This is a genomic window from Nocardia amamiensis (assembly GCF_015477605.1).
GTDB classification, from domain to species: domain Bacteria; phylum Actinomycetota; class Actinomycetes; order Mycobacteriales; family Mycobacteriaceae; genus Nocardia; species Nocardia amamiensis_A.
Genome location: NZ_JADLQX010000038.1, coordinates 44,122 through 60,838 on the forward strand (window position 1 = coordinate 44,122; position 16,717 = coordinate 60,838).

The following is a 16,717-nucleotide window of genomic DNA, read 5'->3' on the forward strand; positions in this document are numbered from 1 at the left end:
GAAAAAGGGCGGGTCGGTCAACCGTAATCCACCGACCCGCTCACTCATCTCAGCCCCGCGCGTCAACTATCGGGCACCGATCAAGCATTGAACGATCCGTCGGTGCTGTGGCCGCCAGTCGAACCGAACGGCATGCGATCAGGAGAAGATAGCGTGCACCTGGTCGACTGCTTCAGGCCCGTAGCCAACCGTGCCCACGGGCACCGCACCGTCGATTGCCTCGATGACGCGTCCGGCCCAAACGGGCCCGAACCCCCCGCACAGCTCGATCAGTTGCACACCCTCGCCCACCAGGCGGCGCGCGACCTCGATGCCTTCCTCGGGCCTCTCCACCCCCACGAGGACAGTGCGGCACTTACCGGTGTCCACGACGCTGACATCGCCGCCCGCGGCGCTGCCGGCCGCTGTGTAGATGAATCCCCAGTGCAGCAACGCCATGCGTGGTGAACCTCCCTCAAACCGTCGAAGCCACAAGCCAAACAGATCTCGGGCGAGAACGTCCAGGATCGGAGGTGAACCCGTGTGTGATCCGCACCTCCCTGACTCCGCCCGCTTCGCGATCCACTATGTAGGCGCGATGAGCACCTCGCGCAGTCGTGCCAGCTCCGCGGTGGTCAGCCCGCTGGTCAGCAACCACCCGGCCGCACCGCCGTGCGCGGCGGACAGGTTCGCGAGGAAACTCCGCATCACTTCGGCTTCGACGCCGAGAATGCCGGTGCTGACCGGGGGCAGGCCCTCATAGGACGGCAAGGCGTCGAGCCGGTCGCGGATTCGCCGCATGCGTTCACCGGTCAGCGCGTAGTCGGCCGCGATCGCCTCCGGCGGCACGCCGACCGCGTCCAGCAGCACCGCGGCGAGCACACCGGTGCGATCCTTGCCTGCGGCGCAATGGAACAGCACCGAATGGCGGCCCGCGTCGAGGACGAGCCGTACGGCCGCCACGATGGAATCGGCGCTGCCCGCCAGCAGCTTGTCGTACAGGTCGGCCAGATCGACCCGGCTCGAGTCCGGCACCAGATCGCGTGCCGCGAGCGAGGATCGCGGCGACTTCCGCACCGGCAGGCAGACTCGCGCCACCTCTGCGGTGGCGAGCAGTCCGTAGCCCTCGCGCTCCACCTCGTCGGGCAGCCGCAGGTCGATCAGCGTGCGCAGACCGATCGGGCCGAGCAGTTTCGCCAGATCGGACCGGGTGAGGTGCTGTGGAGTGCTGGAACGATAGACCACCCCGAAACGCGTTGTACGGCCATCCTGTACCGGCAGCCCGCCCAGGTCGCGCACGTTGTCGATCTGAGCGAACTCGACCCAGCGGCCGTCCGGCACTGTCGACTCCCCCGCGGTGTCAGTGGGCACGGCCGGCCGCCGCCTCGTCGGCGCGGCTGAGGCCGCACAGTCCGATCAGGTCCTCGTGCAGCTCGAACCATACGGTGTGGTAGCTGTCGAGCACGGGCCGGGCGACCCAGGAGTGGTCCCCGGCGGCGATCCGCTCGATCGCATGCGCGAACCGGGCCGCGTACCGCGCCAAACGCGGTGCGACCGCACCGATCCGCCGCAGCAGCGGCTGCACGGTGCCATGCAGTTCGGTGAGCCGGGCCAATACGGCGCCGTCGTAGCCGGCGTCGGCGTGATCGTTGACGGTGTCGGGACCCTTCATCTGCCACGCGGTCACGATGTTCTTCAGATCGCCGTTGAAAGCGCAGAACTCGGCGTAGACGGAGGCGATCGCGGCCCGGTCGGCTTCCCGTCGTTCCGTCGCGAGCAGCCCGCCCAGGTACTGTCGGCCTTCGGCCGTGAGGCGCACACCGATCGGCGTCGCGGCGCAGAGGCCCTCGGCCACCAGCTCTTCGCACCGGGCGGCGACGGTCTCCGCCGAGGCCCCGAGGCCGGTGGCGAGCGCATCGTGGGTGGCACGGCCCTTGATGCCGATCAGCCGCAGCAGATCGAGGTCGGGAACATTCGTCACCGTGGCGAGTTCCGCGTGTGCCTGGGTGGCGGCGGCGGTCGCACGCGCGTCCAGCCACGCCGCCAACCCATCCGCGTCGGTGCCCGCCCAGTCGGCCAGCCGGCCGACCTCCGCGAAGGTGCTCGCGTCGACGGGTTTGCCTTCGACCCGGCCCGGCCACACTGTGCCCGCGCCGCCGTCGACAGTGACGATTCGACCGGCCAGCCCTTCGACCACACCGGGGCCGCAGCCGACCACACAAGGCCTGCCGATTTCCCGGCTGACCAGCGCGGCGTGCGACGTGACGCCACCCAGTCCGGTGACGATCGCCCGGGCGGCGATCATGCCGTGCAGATCATCCGGGCTGGTGGTCGGACGCACCAGGATCACGTCCTCACCCGCCTCCGCGCGGCGCTCCGCCTCGTACGGATCGCTCACGACGACACCCGCGGCCAGTCCGGGACAGGCGGATTCGCCGCGGGCCAGCGGCGTCCCCGTGTACGCGCCGGTCGCGGGACGCAGTACGGCCCGCACCTGATCGGAAGTGACCCGTTCCAGCGCCTCCTCCGCGCTTATGAGTCCCTCGTCGGCCATCGCCACCGCGGCGCGGACCGCCGCCAGCGCCGAACGCTTCGCGGGACGGGACTGCAACAGCCACAAGGCGCCGGATTCGACGGTGAATTCGATGTCCTGGATATCGCGGCCATCGCGTTCCAACAGCTCCGCCGCGGCGACGAGTCGACCGTGCGCCTGCGGCAGCAGAGTGGCCAGGTCGTCGAGTGGCCGCGGGGTCGTCCGGCCCGAGACCACGTCCTCGCCCTGTCCTCCGACCAGCCATTCGCCGAACATCGCCCGTTCGCCGGTGTTGGGGTCGCGGCTGAACAGCACACCGGTGCCGGACTTCTCGTCGAGATTTCCGAATACCATCGCCTGTATCGTGACCGCGGTACCCGACGGTCCGGACACCCCGCGATTACGCCGGTACGTCTGCGCCCGCGGCGAATCCCAGGACCGGAACACCGCGCTGATGGCAGCACGCAACTGCTCCCACGGGTCCTCGGGCACCGCACCGGCGGGATCACCCAGCACGGTTTCGCGGTATTGAGCGCGGAAGCGCTCCCAAGTATCGGCCGCATAGGTGGAGTTGCCGCGCTCGGCGGCCAGGGCTCGCGCCACGGCCTCGTTCATGCCGAGATTCAGCACCGTGTCCATCATTCCCGGCATGCTCACCGCGGCACCCGAGCGCACCGACATCAGCAGCGGACGGGGGCCGGATCCGAAGGTCCGTCCGGTGCCGCGTTCGAGCGTGGCGATGCCCGCGCGGACCGCGCGCCAGACGTCTTCGCCGATCACCCCGTGGGCCGAGAAGTCGGCCCAGGCGTCGATGGTGATCACGAACGCGGGCGGCACCGAAAGACCGAGGGCTCGCATCCGGTTGATGCTCCACGCCTTCCCGCCGATGCGTTCTCGGGACAGCGAACAGGTGCCGTCGAGTTCGACGACCCGCGCCGCGCCCGCCGCCCCGTCGTTTCGCTCCACTAGCTCTGCTCCGGCGGTCATATCACTCCTTAGCAATCACTGAACAGCCTGCGCCGCAGCGCGATTCGGACTTCCGATCCGGACTGTGTCCTGCCGGGCGCGAACCGCGGCGCGGCACACCTGTCGCCCGATTCGAGCCTGCCGTGCTATCGGTCACCTGCCGTAGCCGTGGTCCCGCTGAGCAGGATCAGCGCGCGGCAATCCGAACGGGGGTCCGCAGACGTAACACCGGCGGCAACGCCAGGGCCCGGAGCGTATGGGGAAGCGAATCTTCCCGGTCAGCGGGATATGTGGCAGTGATCGGGCGGCATCGAGCGACTCGTACGGCAGGATCGCGGCATGGATCGACGGCGCGAGGCCACCAGCGAGCTCGCGACGATTCCCGCGGTGGTGGCCGACCGGGCACGGCGGCACGGTGCGCGCGTTGCGGTGGTGACGCCCGAGGAGCAGCTCACCTACGCCGAGCTGGCCGCGGAAGCACAGCGCGTCACGCGGGCGATGATGTGGCTGGGAGTGCGGCCGGCGGACCGCGTGGCGATCTGGGCACCCAACGGCGCACGATGGGTGATCGCCGCGCTCGGCGTGCTCGGTGCGGGGGCGACGCTCGTCCCGATCGGCACACGGCTACGCGGTCCCGAGGCGGCCGAAATCCTCGCTCGCAGCCGGTGTCGCCTGCTGTTCACCGTGCGCGAGTTCCTCGGCACCGACTACCCGCGCATGCTGCGGGAATCGGGACACGCGCTGCCGGAGCTGCGAACCACGGTGCTCCTCGACGAGGACTCCTCATGGTCTGGGTTTCTCGCTGTCGGCATCGGAGTACCCGTTGCGGAGGCCGCGTCGCGGAGCGCGTCCGTAGACCCCGGCACGGTCTCCGACATCGTGTTCACCTCCGGCACCACGGGTGTCCCGAAGGGCGTGCCGGCCACCCACCGGCAGACGATCGAGACGTTCACGCGCTGGGCTGATGCGGTCACCCTCTCCGGCGACGACAGGTACCTGCTGGTCAACCCGTTCTCCCACACCTTCGGCTACAAGGCGGGGGTCATCGCGTGCCTGCTGCGCGGGGCCACCATGGTGCCGGTGGACCGATTCGATCCGGAGCAGGTGCTTCGCCTCGTCGAGCGCGAGCGGGCCACCGTGCTGACCGGGCCGCCGACGCTCTTCCACGACTTGCTCGACCATGATCGGCGGGAAGCCCACGATCTGAGTTCGCTGCGTCTGGTGGGCACCGGTGGTTCGAGCGTGCCGACCGGGTTGGTGGAGCGGATCCGTTGTGACCTCGGTGCCGAAAAGGTGTTCACCGCATACGGACTGACCGAATCGAACGGCGTCGTCACGGTGTGCCCGCCCGACGCGCCCGTCGACCGCATCGCGGGCACGGTCGGACAGGCGCTGCCGGGTGTGCAGGTTCGCATCGTTGACGCGGCCGGTCGTCCCGTGCCGGCCGGTGCGTCCGGTGAGATCGTCGTTCGTGGTCCCACCGTGATGCACGGCTACCTCGATGATCCCGGCGCGACGGCGGCCGCCATCGATTCCGGCGGCTGGCTGCACACCGGTGACATCGGCGCCCTGGACGCCGACGGCTACCTGCGCATCACCGATCGCCTCGCGGACATGTTCATCGTCGGCGGCTTCAACGCCTACCCGGCCGAGATCGAGCGAATCCTGCTCGACCACCCCGCTGTTCGCGAAGCGGCGGTGGTGGGCGTCCCCGATTCCCGGCTCGGTGAGGTGGGCTGCGCCTTCGTAGTCCGCAGCGGCCCCGCCGACATCGACGCGGCGGAGATCATCGCATGGGCCCGTCCCCGCATGGCCGGATACAAGATCCCGCGTCGCGTCGAGTTCGTGGCGGCCTTACCCCGCAACGCCAATGGAAAGGTTCTCAAACGCATTTTGCGTGGCCGATCCTGAGCACCTGTGCCACCTCTCCGAGAGCCGCTGCGGGCCGCATCGCTCGGTGAACACCGACCGGCATCGTCGAATCCGAACCACGGTAGTTCGCGTGGAAACCGGAAACCCGGCCCTTCGCGAATGCGCTGAGCCGGGTCTCCAGCTGGAGTTCGTGATCAAGGGTTTGGGACGTGCCCGAAGTACCCCGTGGTGGTGACGTTGCCGGGCACTGGCGCCGACAGCCGTGCTAGGCGACTTCGTTCTTCATCTGAGCAGTGAGAATCTTCTGATATCCGGCACCGAAAAGCCGTGGCAGCCAATCGATCACGTGCGCGTCCCGACCGACCAAGATCTTCGCCTTGTTCTTGCGGATGCCGTTCACGATGACCCGGGCGGCGTGCTCGGGCGTGGTCTTGGCCAAGCGGTCGAAGTTGGCGGCCAGCGCGTCACGATCGCGATCCCCGCCCGCACGCGCCTTCCAGGCGATCTCGGTCTTGATCATGCCGGGGTGCACGCTGCTGACGCCCACCGCGTGCCCGGCGATGGTCATCTCCTGCCGCAGCGCGTCGGTGAAAGCCCGGATGGCGAATTTGGTCGCGCTGTAGGCGCCCTGACTGGGGCAGGCGGCCAAGCCGAACATGCTCGACACGTTCGCGATGTGCCCGTCACCGGAGGCGATGACGTGCGGCAGGAACGCCTTGGTGCCGTATGCGACGCCCCAGAAGTTGATGCCGACGATCCATTCGAAGTCCGCCCAGCTGAGTTCCTCGACGTTCGCGGTGAGCGAGACGCCGGCATTGTTGACGACCAGGTTCACCCCGCCGAAGTCGCCCGCCACCTCGTCGGCGTGGCGATAGACCGCGTCCCGATCGGTCACGTCGAGCTGGTAGGCGCGGGCTCGCGCGCCCTCCTTCTCGCACAACGCCGCGGTCTCCGCGACGTTGTCCATGGCGCGGCCGGACAGCGCCAGCCTTGCGCCGCGGCGGGCCAGCTCCACCGCCAATGCCCGGCCGATACCGGCGCCGGCGCCGGTGATCACCGCGGTCCTGCCCTCGAAGTTCTGCACGGTTGATTCCTTGTCTCACATGGCGGTCGGCCCGCCGGGTTGCCCTGCCGGACCTTTGTCACAGGGACGTGTAGCCGCCGTCGGCCACGAATTCCGAGCCGGTGCTGAAGCTCGACTCGTCGCTGATCAGGAACAGCACCAGATTCGCCAGTTCCGCCGGGCGGCCGGGCCTGCGAATGAGCTGACTAGCCGACATGCCTTGGGAGCGTGCCGAATCGGCGGTCATCTCGGTGGCGACCACCCCGGGATGCACCGAGTTGACCCGGATGTCGTCGGCGGCGAACTCCTGCGCCGCGGTCTTGGTCATGCCGCGCACCGCCCACTTCGACGCGGTGTAGCCGAGGATGTCGGAGAAGGCGATGAGTCCGCCGATCGAGGAGATGTTGACGATGGAGCCGCCTCCGGCCCGGCGCATCGACCCCAGTACCGTTTTCATACCGAGGAACACCCCGACCTGGTTGACGTCGATCACCTTGCGGAAGTCGGCTTCCGACAGCTTCTCGATCGGGTCGACATGCACGATGCCCGCGTTGTTGACCAAACCCGAGACCGGCCCGAACACCTTCTCGGTGTATGCGACCACGTCGTTCCATGCCGCCTCGTCGGTGACGTCGAGCGGGACGAAGGTCGCGGCGTCGCCCAGCTCGGAAGCCAGCGCGACGCCTTCGTCCACCAGAACATCCGTGACCACGACCGTGGCGCCCTCCGCGACCAGCCGGCGAGTGAACGCAGCGCCCATGCCGCGGGCGCCGCCCGTCACGATGACGTTCTTACCGTCGACCCGTCCCATCAGCGCGTTCCTTCGCCGTCCACCGGGCTCGCTAGCGTTTTCGCGGTCACGCCGGGCTCGCTGGCGATGTGATCGGCCGCGATGTAGCCGAACACCATGGCCGGTCCGATGGTCGCGCCCGCACCGGCGTAGTCGTTGCCCATCACGGAGGCCGAGTTGTTGCCCGCCGCGTACAGGCCGGTGATCGGGCGGCCCTCGGTGTCGAGGACGCGGGCGTGCTCGTCGGTGACCAGGCCGCCCTTGGTGCCCAGATCGCCCGGCACCATCTCGACCGCGTAGAACGGACCGCGCTCGATCGGGGCGAGACACGGATTCGGCCGCACGGTCGGGTCGCCGTAGTAGCGGTCGTACGCGGACTCGCCGCGCCGGAAGTCCTCGTCGCGACCGGCACGAGCGAAGCGGTTGAACCGCTGCACCGTCGCGGTCAGCGTCGCGGGCGAGACGCCGATCTTCGCCGCGAGTTCGGCGAGGGTGTCGGCCTGCTCGATGATCCCGGCATCGAAGTACTTCTGCGGGAGGGGCCGTCTGGGGAAGTTCCCCAAGAACAGGTACCGATCCCGGAAGCGCTGATCCATGATGAAATACGACGGAATGTGGCCGATGCCGGTCGCTTCCTGCTCGTACATCGTGTGCACCACGTTCACATACGGAGCGGACTCGTTGACGAACCGCTCACCGGCGTGGTTCACCATGATCCCGCCGGGCTGGGAACGCTCGGCCAAGCAGAAGAACGGCGGCCCGTCGGGGTTGCGCACGGACGGCCCCCACCAGGCGTCATCCATGAGATCGACGGCCGCACCGGCCTTCTGGCCCGCGACGATGCCCTCTCCGACATTCTCGGTGGCGCCCACCGTCCACTCCGTGGACTGTGGCCCGCTCAGGTACTGCTCGCGCATCTCCAGGTTGTGCTCGAAGCCGCCGGCCGCCAGCACGACGCCGCGGCGGGCCCTGATCACCACCGGAGTCCCGTCGCGCTCGGCGCGCACGCCGACCACCGCGTTCCCCTCCGTGATCACTTCGGTCAGCGGCGTATTCAGCCATACCGGCACCCCGGCGTCGCGCAGCGACAACCACAGCCGAGCCACGAGCGCCTTGCCCAGGCTGAGGGGCAGCCGCCCCCGCAGCTTGTTACCTACCGCCTGCACACCGACCTTGATGGCGGTCCGCTTTCCCGCCCAGGTGCGGGCGATCATGTTCAGATCATGGAAGTCGCTGACGGTGAAGGCGATTCCTTTCGGCCCGGACATGGTCGGCTGGTTGATCTTGTGCAGATCGGCTCCCAGCAGCCGTCCGTCGAGCGGCGCGGGCTCGATGCTGCGCCCTTGGGAAAGACCGCCGGGAAACTCCGGGTGATAGTCGGAATAGCCGCGGTCGTAGCGGAATTCCCAATACTTGCTGCGGGCGCCGAGGTAGCGCATCATCTCCGGACCGCGATCGAGGAACGCCCGCTGTTTGGCCTCCGGAACCCGCTCGCCGACCACCGCTTCGATATAGGTGCGGGCCAGTTCCGGACTGTCGGGCACGCCTTCGCGCTGCAGCACCGGATTGTTGGGGATCCAGATACCACCGCCCGACCGTGCGGTGGAACCGCCGAAGGATCGGCTCTTCTCGATCACCGTCACCGACAGCCCGCGATAGGCGGCCGTCAGGGCAGCGGTCATGCCCGCGGCGCCGGAACCGACGACCACCACGTCGAATTCGAATTCCTGAGTCATCGCATCGCTTCCGTCAGTAGCCGCAACCGGTGAGCATGCCCCCGTCGACGACGAATTCGCCTCCGGTGCAGTAGCTGGCGGCGTCCGACGCCAGGAACACCGCCACATGAGAGACCTCCGCGGGCTGCCCCCAGCGCGGAATCGGCAGACTCGCGAAGAACTCGTCGCCGTCGACACCGGACGCGCCGGACACCCCCGCGGTCATGGGCGTGGCGATGCCGCCAGGATGCAGCGAATTGACCCGGATGCCCAAGTGCCCCAGCTCGCGGGCAGCCGACTTCGTGATGCCGCGAATCGCGAACTTGCTCGCGCTGTACGCGGACAGACCGGCGGCGCCGACGAAGCCTTCCACGGAGGAAACGTTGACCACCGATCCGCCTCCGGTCTCGGCGAGCACGGGCGCGGCGGTCTTGATGCCGAGCCAGGTGCCGGTGACGTTCACATTCATGATCGCGGTGAAGTCGGCCAGGCCCATCTCGGCGATCGGAACGAATCGCAGGATGCCCGCGTTGTTCACGACCGCGTCGAGCCGCCCGTACTGGGTGACCGCCGCGGACACCGCGGCGGACCAATCGGCTTCACTGGTCACGTCGTGGTGCACGTATCGCGCGGCCGCACCCAGCTCGGCGGCCAGCGCCATCCCCTCGTGATCGAGCACGTCGCCGAACACCACTCGCGCGCCCTCGGCGACGAACTGCCGCACATGCGCGGCGCCCATCCCGCATGCTCCGCCGGTGACCAGCGCCACCTTGCCGTCGAGTTGTCCCACCGATTCCCGTCCTCTCTGACCGTCGCTCGGCACCGACGCTAGGACCGCCATCGGCGCCCGGCACCGGACGGTCCCGGCCAGCGGGACGGGCTCCTGACGTTGGTGGTTCCAGTGGTCATATTTCGATTAGGCATACAGCTTCCGCCCGTCCCACGCCGGGACGAGCCACCCCGACGAAACCGGACCCGCCCCGGACCGGGCGCCCGAGAAGGAGACCGGATGAAGTTCTCGATGATCTTCGAGGCCCAGCTGGCCAACCCGTCACGCGAGCACGAGCACCAGGTGCTGCGCGACTGCGTCGAGCAGGCGGTGCTCGCCGACCAGATGGGATTCGACACCGTCTGGGCGGTCGAGCACCACGGCCTGAAGTGGTATGCGCACATGAGCGCCCCGGAGGTCTTCCTGACCTGGGTGGCCGCCAAGACCGAGCGGATCCGCATCGGGCACGGCGTGGTGTGCATGCCGTTCAACTTCAACCACCCGGTGCGGGCGGCCGAACGCGCCGCGATGCTGGACGTGCTGTCCGGTGGGCGGCTGAATCTCGGCGCGGGCCGCGGCGCGACCCCGGTCGAGACCTCCATGTGCGGTGTCGACCCCGAACGCACCTACCAGGAGGTCGAGGAGTCGCTGCGGATGATCGGCAAGGCGTGGCAGGACCCGGAAGCCGAATTCGAGTACCACGGTGAACTGCTGCAGGTCTCGCCGCATTCGCTGCTGCCGCGGCCGGTGCAGTTGCCGCATCCGCCGCTGTTCATGGCCTGCACCAAGAAGGACACGCTGAAGATGGCCGCCGACTACGGAATCGGCGCTCTGGTCCTTGGTTTCGCCGGTGTGGAGGAGATCGCGGAACTGCGCCGCACCTATGACGAGGCGATAGCCGCCCGAACCGGTGAGCGTTTCGTGTCGAGCGTCGTGAACGATCACTTCGCGGCACTGTGCCCCACCATCGTCCTCGACGATCGAGAGAAGGCCCAGCAGATCGGCGCCCGCGGGCAGCGTTTCTTCGCCCAGTCCATCAAGCACTATTACGGTGCGGGCCCGGCCCCCGACGAGGCCGTCGATCCGAACGTGGACGAGGTCGCCGCGATCAAGCAGGCCGCCGAAGACCACGTGGCTTACCTGCACGAGGCCAAGATCCCCGTGAAAGCCGGTGCCACCTCGGTCTTCAATGCCGACCATGCCTACGGCAGCCCCGAGGACGCCATCGCCTACGTCGAGCGTCTGCAAGCCGCGGGCGCCGACGAGATCCTCTGCCTCATCCAGATGGGCACCGTGCCGCAGGACGCCTGCCTGGAGACCATCCGGCACTGGGGCGAGAAGGTCATCCCCCACTTCCGCAACAGCTGACCCGGCGACCACCGAAACATCAAGGAGTTCATCATGGTTGACCTGAATGGAAAGGTCGCCCTGATCACCGGCGCCGCCCGCGGACAGGGCGCCGCCGAAGCGCGGTTGTTCGTCGAGCGCGGCGCGCGCGTGGTGATCACCGACGTGCTGACCGCCGAAGGACAGGAGCTGGCCGCATCGCTCGGCGACGCAGCACGATTCGTCCGGCACGACGTCAGCAGCGGCGAAGACTGGGAGGCCGCCGTCGCGGCGGCGGTCTCGGCCTTCGGCACGCTGGACGTCCTGGTCAACAACGCCGCGATCTACACTGCCCGGCCGCTCACCGAGACCTCGCCCGAGGAACTCGAGCGGATCCTGCGCGTGAACCTGGTCGGCCCGTTCCGCGGCATCCAGGCGGTGGCCGGGCCGATGACGCGGGCAGGCGGTGGCTCGATCGTCAACATCTCCTCGCAGGCGGGCCTGGAAGGGCTCATGGGTCACGCTGCCTACGGCTCCTCGAAATGGGGGCTGCGCGGTCTGACCAAAACGGCGGCGCTCGAACTGGGGCCTGCTGGAATCCGCGTCAATTCGGTCCATCCGGGCCCTATCGCGACACCGATGGTCCCGTACCTGACCACCGGTCCGGGCAGTTTCCCGACTCTGCCGCTGCAGCGCACCGGCGTACCGGAAGAGGTCGCCGAACTGGTCGCGTTCCTGGCCTCGGACGCCTCGGCCTACATCACCGGCGCCGAGGTGGCGATCGACGGCGGCCTGGCCGCGGGCAAGTTCCTGCCGCCGGACACCCACCAGTAGCCGAAGGGAGCACGACGCGATGCCGCTGACACCCCAGGCAAAAGTAATCGTCGATGCCGCCAGTGCCGCGTTTCCCGGACTGGGCACCGAAGTGCTCGATGCCACCGAGGCGCGGCGGCTGCTCGCGGACCGTCCCGCTCCGGCCGTCGACCCGATTCCCGTCGCGGATGTGCGGGAGCGGTGGATTCCCGGACCGCATGGCGCACCCGAGGTCCGGGTTCGGATCTACCGCCCCGCGTCCGCTGCCACCCCGGCTCCAATCGTGATCTTCTGCCACGGCGGTGGATTCGTGATCTGCAGCCTCGACAGCCACGACCAGTTCTGCCGGGTCATGGCCAACGGGACGGATGCGATCGTCGTGTCGGTGGACTACCGGCAAGCTCCCGAACACCGGTTCCCCGCGGCGGCCGAGGACGCGTACGCGGCGCTGCGCTGGGTCGCCGACCACGCCGAATCGCTCGGCGGCGACCCGGCCTGTGTCGTCGTGGCCGGGGACAGCGCGGGCGGCAACCTCGCCACGGTCATGGCGCTGATGGCACGCGATCGCGGCGGGCCACGGATCGCCCGGCAACTGCTGCTTTATCCCATGCTCGACCCAGCCTGCGCCACCGACTCCTACCGCGAGAATGCCGAGGGATACTTCACTACCGCCGCGCATTTGCGGTGGTACTGGAGCCAATACCTGGACTCGCACGACGGCACCGACCCGTACGCGAACCCACTGTGCGCCGACTTGTCCGGACTGCCGCCCGCACACATCGTGACCGCCGAATTCGACCCGTTGCGCGACGAGGGCGAAAGCTACGGGCAGCGCCTGACGCAAGCCGGTGTCGCTGTCGAAATCCACCGCTACAAAGGTATGTTCCACGGCTTCATGAGCATGGCAGGCAATCTGCCCGAGGCGGCGCAAGCCAACGCCGCCGCCTTCTCGGTAGTACGCGCCGCATACGCCGAGCGCCGTCCCTGAACCCGTCATTACGAAACGTTATGGAGCACAATGACAATCCAGCGGATCGGCGCCGCCTACCCCACCGACGATCTAGCTACGACCGTGGCGCTGTTGTCCGCCGTCTTCGGCGCCGAACCGACCGTCGTCGACGGCGACCGCTGGGCCCAGTTCGACGCCGGCGGCGTGCGCGTCATGCTCGCGGGCACCGACCGCGACGACGACACCCCGTTCCTCGCGATCAAGGTCGACGACCTGGATCAAACCCTGAAGGGTCTGCGCGCCAAGGGTTTCGAGGTGGGACCACCGATCACCGGACCGCATGAAGGCCGCGCGGTCCTGCGGCCTACCCCCGGTTCCCGATGGCATATCGCCATCTACGAACCCATCGAGGTCTGAGCCCCTTGGGGTCGGCCCGGCGATAGGTGTCAGGTCGCGCGGCGGGCGCGGGCGCGCCGTTTGCCTTCGTGCATCGCCTGGACCCGGGCCACCGGAATGGTGTGGCCCTCCGCGACCAGATCCGCCGGAAGCCGTTGCGGGGCGGGCATGGCCGCGGCCCACGGGTCCGTATCCGCCAGGAGGTCCGGTGCTGTGTGGACGGTGAAATCCGCGGGCACCACATCATCGAGGTCCGACCATGCCAGCGGGAACGACACCGAGGCACCGGGACGTATGCGGGGACTGTATGCCGCGACAACTGTCGCACCGCCGGCGCGGGTCGAGTCGAGGAACACCTTGCCCTCACGATCGTCTCTGATGAACGCGGTGGTGGCGAGGCCGGGATCGATGCGCTCGGCTCGGGCCGCGATCGCGCGAGTGGCCGCGGCGGCGTCCTCGACCGAGGTGCCCGACTCGATCGGAACGAACACGTGCACGCCCTTGGCGCCGCTGGTCTTCACCGCGCCCGCCAGGCCTTCGTTCGCCAGCGCGCCGCGAATCAGCTTCGCCGCCTCCGCCGCGTGCCGGAAGGTCTGCCCGGGTGACGGGTCGAGGTCGAGCACCAGATGCGTCGGCCCGACAGCGTGGTCGGCGGGTATGAGCGTCGGGTGGTACTCCACGGCCCGCTGGTTGCCGAACCACAGCAGCGTCCGCACGTCGTCGCACAGCGCGTAGGAGATCTCACGACGCGAACTCTCGGCCCACACTGTCACCCGCCGAACCCACTCCGGGGTGTACTTCGGCAAGTTCTTCTGCATGAACGGGTCCTGCCCCGGCCGGACCCGCACCACCGACAATGGCCGGTCCCGCAATACCCGCACAAGACGCTCCCCGACCGCCTCGAGATAGTCCAGCAAGTCGCGCTTGGTCGCCTCAGCCCCATCGAACAGCGGCTGATCGAGGTTGGTCAAAGACACCCCGTGGCGGACCTCTTCGCTGCCCATCGGCCTACCATGCCCGCCCGGTGCACCGGGGTCAACCGGGCACGCCACTCGAGTCGCTCCCGTCGTGGCGGCCCGGTACGACGTCGGATCGGGCCGCACCCGCAGCCGGTGTGTGCGTTCCGGGCTACCGCGCAAGGCATGGTCTTTCACACAGGGGCGATCCCTACCAGGCGGTATGCCTCTCGAATCGCATCGATTCTGTCTTTCTTGTCGGAGTCACCACCGAAGTAGGTTTGGGCGACATCCACGATGGACTGCAGCGCTTCGGCAAACGTCGCACGCGGGGTCAGGCGGGCCATTGCCAGATAGGTCAGCACTGCGACGTCCCGCACGCTGAACACCCGCTCGCCGTTCTTCGACATGGTGAGCAGGTTGTGTACTGCCTTGTTGTGGATGTTGCTGTTGCGGTGCACCCATCCGTTGTCGTTGGTGGGACCGGGACGCACACCAGGGCCGAGCGCGCGGAATTGGTCCATGTGGCTGGGATGTCCGGTGCGTGCCGGGTCCGCGAAGTCGCGCAGTGGGCGCCCGTCGTCGCGCAGACCGGCACCGAGTTCCCAGTTCCACGTTCCCACGTCTTCCGGGTCCGGCGCGTTATACCAGTTGTTGATGATGATGCCGGCGATGTCGGCGAACGACTCGTTCAAGGCACCGGACTGCGTCGCGTACACCAGATTCGACGTCGACGCGATCACGCCATGCGTGAGTTCGTGGCCGATGATGTCGAGATGGCGGGAAAGGCTGACCAGCCGGCCATTCCGCGGTATCTGTCCGTACCACATCTTGTCCTTCCACCAGAAGGCATTGAGCAGGCCGGGCGGCTCCTCCATGCTCGATGCGGTGGCGTTGACCAACGACACGAGATCCATCCCTCGGTCATCGATGCCGTCTCGTTGCAGAACGACCTTGTAGAAGTCTTGAACACGAGAAGCGTTGAGATGGGCCGAGACAGCGGCACGGTGTGCCGTACCGAAGTCGCTGCTGTCCGCCTGCACCGGCAGATTGGGCACGGGTGGATTGCTGTCGAGATCCGCGAACTCGAGATCGTAGGTCCGCACCGCGCGCAGCGGGTCATCCAGCTGACAGGCCGTTCCAGCGGGAGAGGCCAGTTTTCCGAGGAAAGTCTGCTTCACCCCGTCCTCGTCGGTTCCCTTGCACCGGGTCGGGCGCGGAAGTGCCGTCGGGACGGCACTGTAGCAGTACAGGATTTCGCCGTCGTGTGCGTCGATGAGGTAATCGAAGCTCGGTGGGATCGGCCGACGCCCCAATCCGTGGCCCTCGGTGGCCCCGGGTTCGATGTCCGTGCTTTCCGCCGACGGCGGAGGTTCTGCAGGAATGCCGGGAAAGAACCATGCCAGGTGCCATGATCCCGCGTCCTCGTCCTTGTAGAAGTTGAGCCTGCCGCTCACGCCTGCCTCAGCGGGAATGTCCACGCCGGTGTACTGCGCCAGCCGCTCCAATGCCTCGGAACGGCTGAGCGACTCGACCGGGTCCACACCGGAAACCTCGTCGAGCCGGGCGTTCACGCTCACCAGCTCCCGGGACTCGTTGAGTTCCACCACAGCACCGGCTCCGAAGACGGGGATGCTCCGGGCGGTCTGCGCGAAACGCACTTGCCGGGTTCCCAGCCTCCGCAGATCTTGTTCGCTCTCCAGAATCAAGCTCGGAACCCGCTCGGCACGGTCGGGTTCGACGAGTGACTCCAGCGCCGGGCGGCTGTCGCGACGAAGGATTTCGTCGAGATAAAACCGCGCGGCCGCCTCGTTGCTCGTGAAAGGCAATGCAGGCGCGTCGAATTCAGGCGCGTCGGCACCGGCAGGGAACGACTCCCTGGAACGCGCGGAGACGTCCGGCCCGGTTACCGGATCGTCGGCGACGTGGTAGTGCAGAGATTCCAATGCTGACATTCTCAGTACTCTTTCTGTCCGTTATTCTCATCGGGAAGTGGCGCCGGACCCGAAGCGGCGCTGGTATTCAGCGGCGAGGCTGCCGCCGACCATTGCGACCAGCTGCCCCACGATCGGGTGCACGATCAATCCCGTCACAGCGCCCGCGAGCTCCGGGACGTTCCTCATGAACCAATTGCGGACGTAGTCCATGGTCGACAGATCCGGCTCCGGTGCGGTGACCGCCTCCTCCAGCTCATCGAGGCGTTCGCGGGCCTGATCCTTGACGGCGGTGTCACCGGGCAGTTGGGTACGCAGTCGGGCGAATTCGCTTCGCAGCTCGGCGATGTCGGCCGCAGTCACCTGCGTGACGTCTCGTCCGGCTTCGATGCGGCTCACCGTGTTGTCCGAGCCGACGGTGAACTGCCCGGAAACGCCGCCGCCCACGTTGACGTTGTAACGATCCCCTGGTGTGTCGGTCATCGGAGTTCCTCAATCTGGGTTCGGCGCGGGGTTTGGCCAGTCCCAAGGCGGTGGCTGCGGCACAGTCGGCGGTGGCTGCGGCACAGTCGGCGGTGGCTGCGGCACAGTCGGCGGTGGCTGCGGCACAGTCGGCGGTGGCTGCGGCACAGTCGGCGGTGGCTGCGGCACAGTCG

Annotated in this window: 16 protein-coding genes; 6 read left to right on the forward strand and 10 right to left on the reverse strand. The window is 68.0% G+C overall.

Annotation, left to right across the window (positions count from 1 at the left end):
* Nucleotides 1-138: 138 nt before the first annotated feature.
* The 3 genes from IU459_RS32245 to IU459_RS32255 all read right to left on the reverse strand — a co-directional run bounded on the left by IU459_RS32245 (nt 139) and on the right by IU459_RS32255 (nt 3,499).
* On the reverse strand, nt 139-438 hold the full coding sequence (locus tag IU459_RS32245; protein WP_195133364.1) for a DUF6506 family protein: 300 nt from the start codon (nt 436-438) through the stop codon (nt 139-141).
* Nucleotides 439-564: 126 nt separating this feature from the next.
* Nucleotides 565-1,350 (reverse strand): tyrosine-protein phosphatase, encoded by a 786-nt coding sequence (locus tag IU459_RS32250; protein ID WP_195133365.1) that lies wholly within the window; start codon nt 1,348-1,350, stop codon nt 565-567.
* A complete protein-coding gene (locus IU459_RS32255) occupies nt 1,340-3,499 on the reverse strand; it encodes a pyruvate, phosphate dikinase (RefSeq protein ID WP_195133366.1) in 2,160 nt (719 codons plus the stop codon). The genes IU459_RS32250 and IU459_RS32255 overlap by 11 nt, the downstream gene beginning before the upstream one ends.
* A gap of 318 nt (nt 3,500-3,817) precedes the next feature.
* Between IU459_RS32255 and IU459_RS32260 the strand changes: the two genes are divergently transcribed.
* Complete coding sequence (locus tag IU459_RS32260; RefSeq protein ID WP_195133367.1) at nt 3,818-5,389, forward strand: FadD3 family acyl-CoA ligase; 1,572 nt, start codon at nt 3,818-3,820, stop codon at nt 5,387-5,389.
* Between the two features lie 226 nt (nt 5,390-5,615).
* Here the strand turns inward: IU459_RS32260 and IU459_RS32265 are convergent, their stop codons facing one another.
* Genes IU459_RS32265 through IU459_RS32280 form a run of 4 tightly spaced genes read right to left on the reverse strand, consistent with a single transcriptional unit; the run spans nt 5,616 to nt 9,708 of the window.
* Nucleotides 5,616-6,434 (reverse strand): SDR family NAD(P)-dependent oxidoreductase, encoded by an 819-nt coding sequence (locus tag IU459_RS32265; RefSeq protein WP_195133368.1) that lies wholly within the window; start codon nt 6,432-6,434, stop codon nt 5,616-5,618.
* A 58-nt stretch (nt 6,435-6,492) separates the two neighbouring features.
* Complete coding sequence (locus IU459_RS32270; protein WP_195133369.1) at nt 6,493-7,224, reverse strand: glucose 1-dehydrogenase; 732 nt, start codon at nt 7,222-7,224, stop codon at nt 6,493-6,495.
* Nucleotides 7,224-8,939, reverse strand: a complete 1,716-nt coding sequence (kstD, locus tag IU459_RS32275; RefSeq protein ID WP_195133370.1) for a 3-oxosteroid 1-dehydrogenase — start codon at nt 8,937-8,939, stop codon at nt 7,224-7,226. The genes IU459_RS32270 and kstD overlap by 1 nt, the downstream gene beginning before the upstream one ends.
* A gap of 13 nt (nt 8,940-8,952) precedes the next feature.
* Entirely contained in the window at nt 8,953-9,708 is a 756-nt protein-coding gene (locus IU459_RS32280) for a glucose 1-dehydrogenase (protein WP_195133371.1), read from the reverse strand.
* A gap of 219 nt (nt 9,709-9,927) precedes the next feature.
* Here IU459_RS32280 and IU459_RS32285 point away from each other — a divergent pair, with 219 nt between their 5' ends.
* Genes IU459_RS32285 through IU459_RS32300 form a run of 4 tightly spaced genes read left to right on the forward strand, consistent with a single transcriptional unit; the run spans nt 9,928 to nt 13,192 of the window.
* Nucleotides 9,928-11,055, forward strand: a complete 1,128-nt coding sequence (locus tag IU459_RS32285) for an LLM class flavin-dependent oxidoreductase (protein ID WP_195133372.1) — start codon at nt 9,928-9,930, stop codon at nt 11,053-11,055.
* 33 nt (nt 11,056-11,088) lie between these two features.
* The gene (locus IU459_RS32290) at nt 11,089-11,847 is read left to right on the forward strand and encodes a glucose 1-dehydrogenase (RefSeq protein WP_195133373.1); all 759 of its coding nucleotides are present in this window, start codon (nt 11,089-11,091) and stop codon (nt 11,845-11,847) included.
* A gap of 19 nt (nt 11,848-11,866) precedes the next feature.
* Complete coding sequence (locus tag IU459_RS32295) at nt 11,867-12,814, forward strand: alpha/beta hydrolase (RefSeq protein WP_195133374.1); 948 nt, start codon at nt 11,867-11,869, stop codon at nt 12,812-12,814.
* A 30-nt stretch (nt 12,815-12,844) separates the two neighbouring features.
* A complete protein-coding gene (locus IU459_RS32300; RefSeq protein WP_195133375.1) occupies nt 12,845-13,192 on the forward strand; it encodes a VOC family protein in 348 nt (115 codons plus the stop codon).
* A gap of 29 nt (nt 13,193-13,221) precedes the next feature.
* Here the strand turns inward: IU459_RS32300 and IU459_RS32305 are convergent, their stop codons facing one another.
* From IU459_RS32305 to IU459_RS32315, 3 genes are all read right to left on the reverse strand, one after another.
* On the reverse strand, nt 13,222-14,175 hold the full coding sequence (locus tag IU459_RS32305; RefSeq protein ID WP_195133376.1) for a DNA polymerase domain-containing protein: 954 nt from the start codon (nt 14,173-14,175) through the stop codon (nt 13,222-13,224).
* A 146-nt stretch (nt 14,176-14,321) separates the two neighbouring features.
* Nucleotides 14,322-16,082: a M4 family metallopeptidase gene (locus IU459_RS32310; protein ID WP_195133377.1), complete on the reverse strand. Its 1,761-nt coding sequence runs from the start codon at nt 16,080-16,082 to the stop codon at nt 14,322-14,324.
* A gap of 27 nt (nt 16,083-16,109) precedes the next feature.
* Nucleotides 16,110-16,544: a hypothetical protein gene (locus IU459_RS32315; protein WP_195133378.1), complete on the reverse strand. Its 435-nt coding sequence runs from the start codon at nt 16,542-16,544 to the stop codon at nt 16,110-16,112.
* Here IU459_RS32315 and IU459_RS38875 point away from each other — a divergent pair.
* A partial coding sequence (locus IU459_RS38875; RefSeq protein ID WP_228838829.1) for a hypothetical protein occupies nt 16,532-16,717 on the forward strand: 186 nt, incomplete at its 3' end. The two genes, IU459_RS32315 and IU459_RS38875, sit on opposite strands and share 13 nt — an antisense overlap.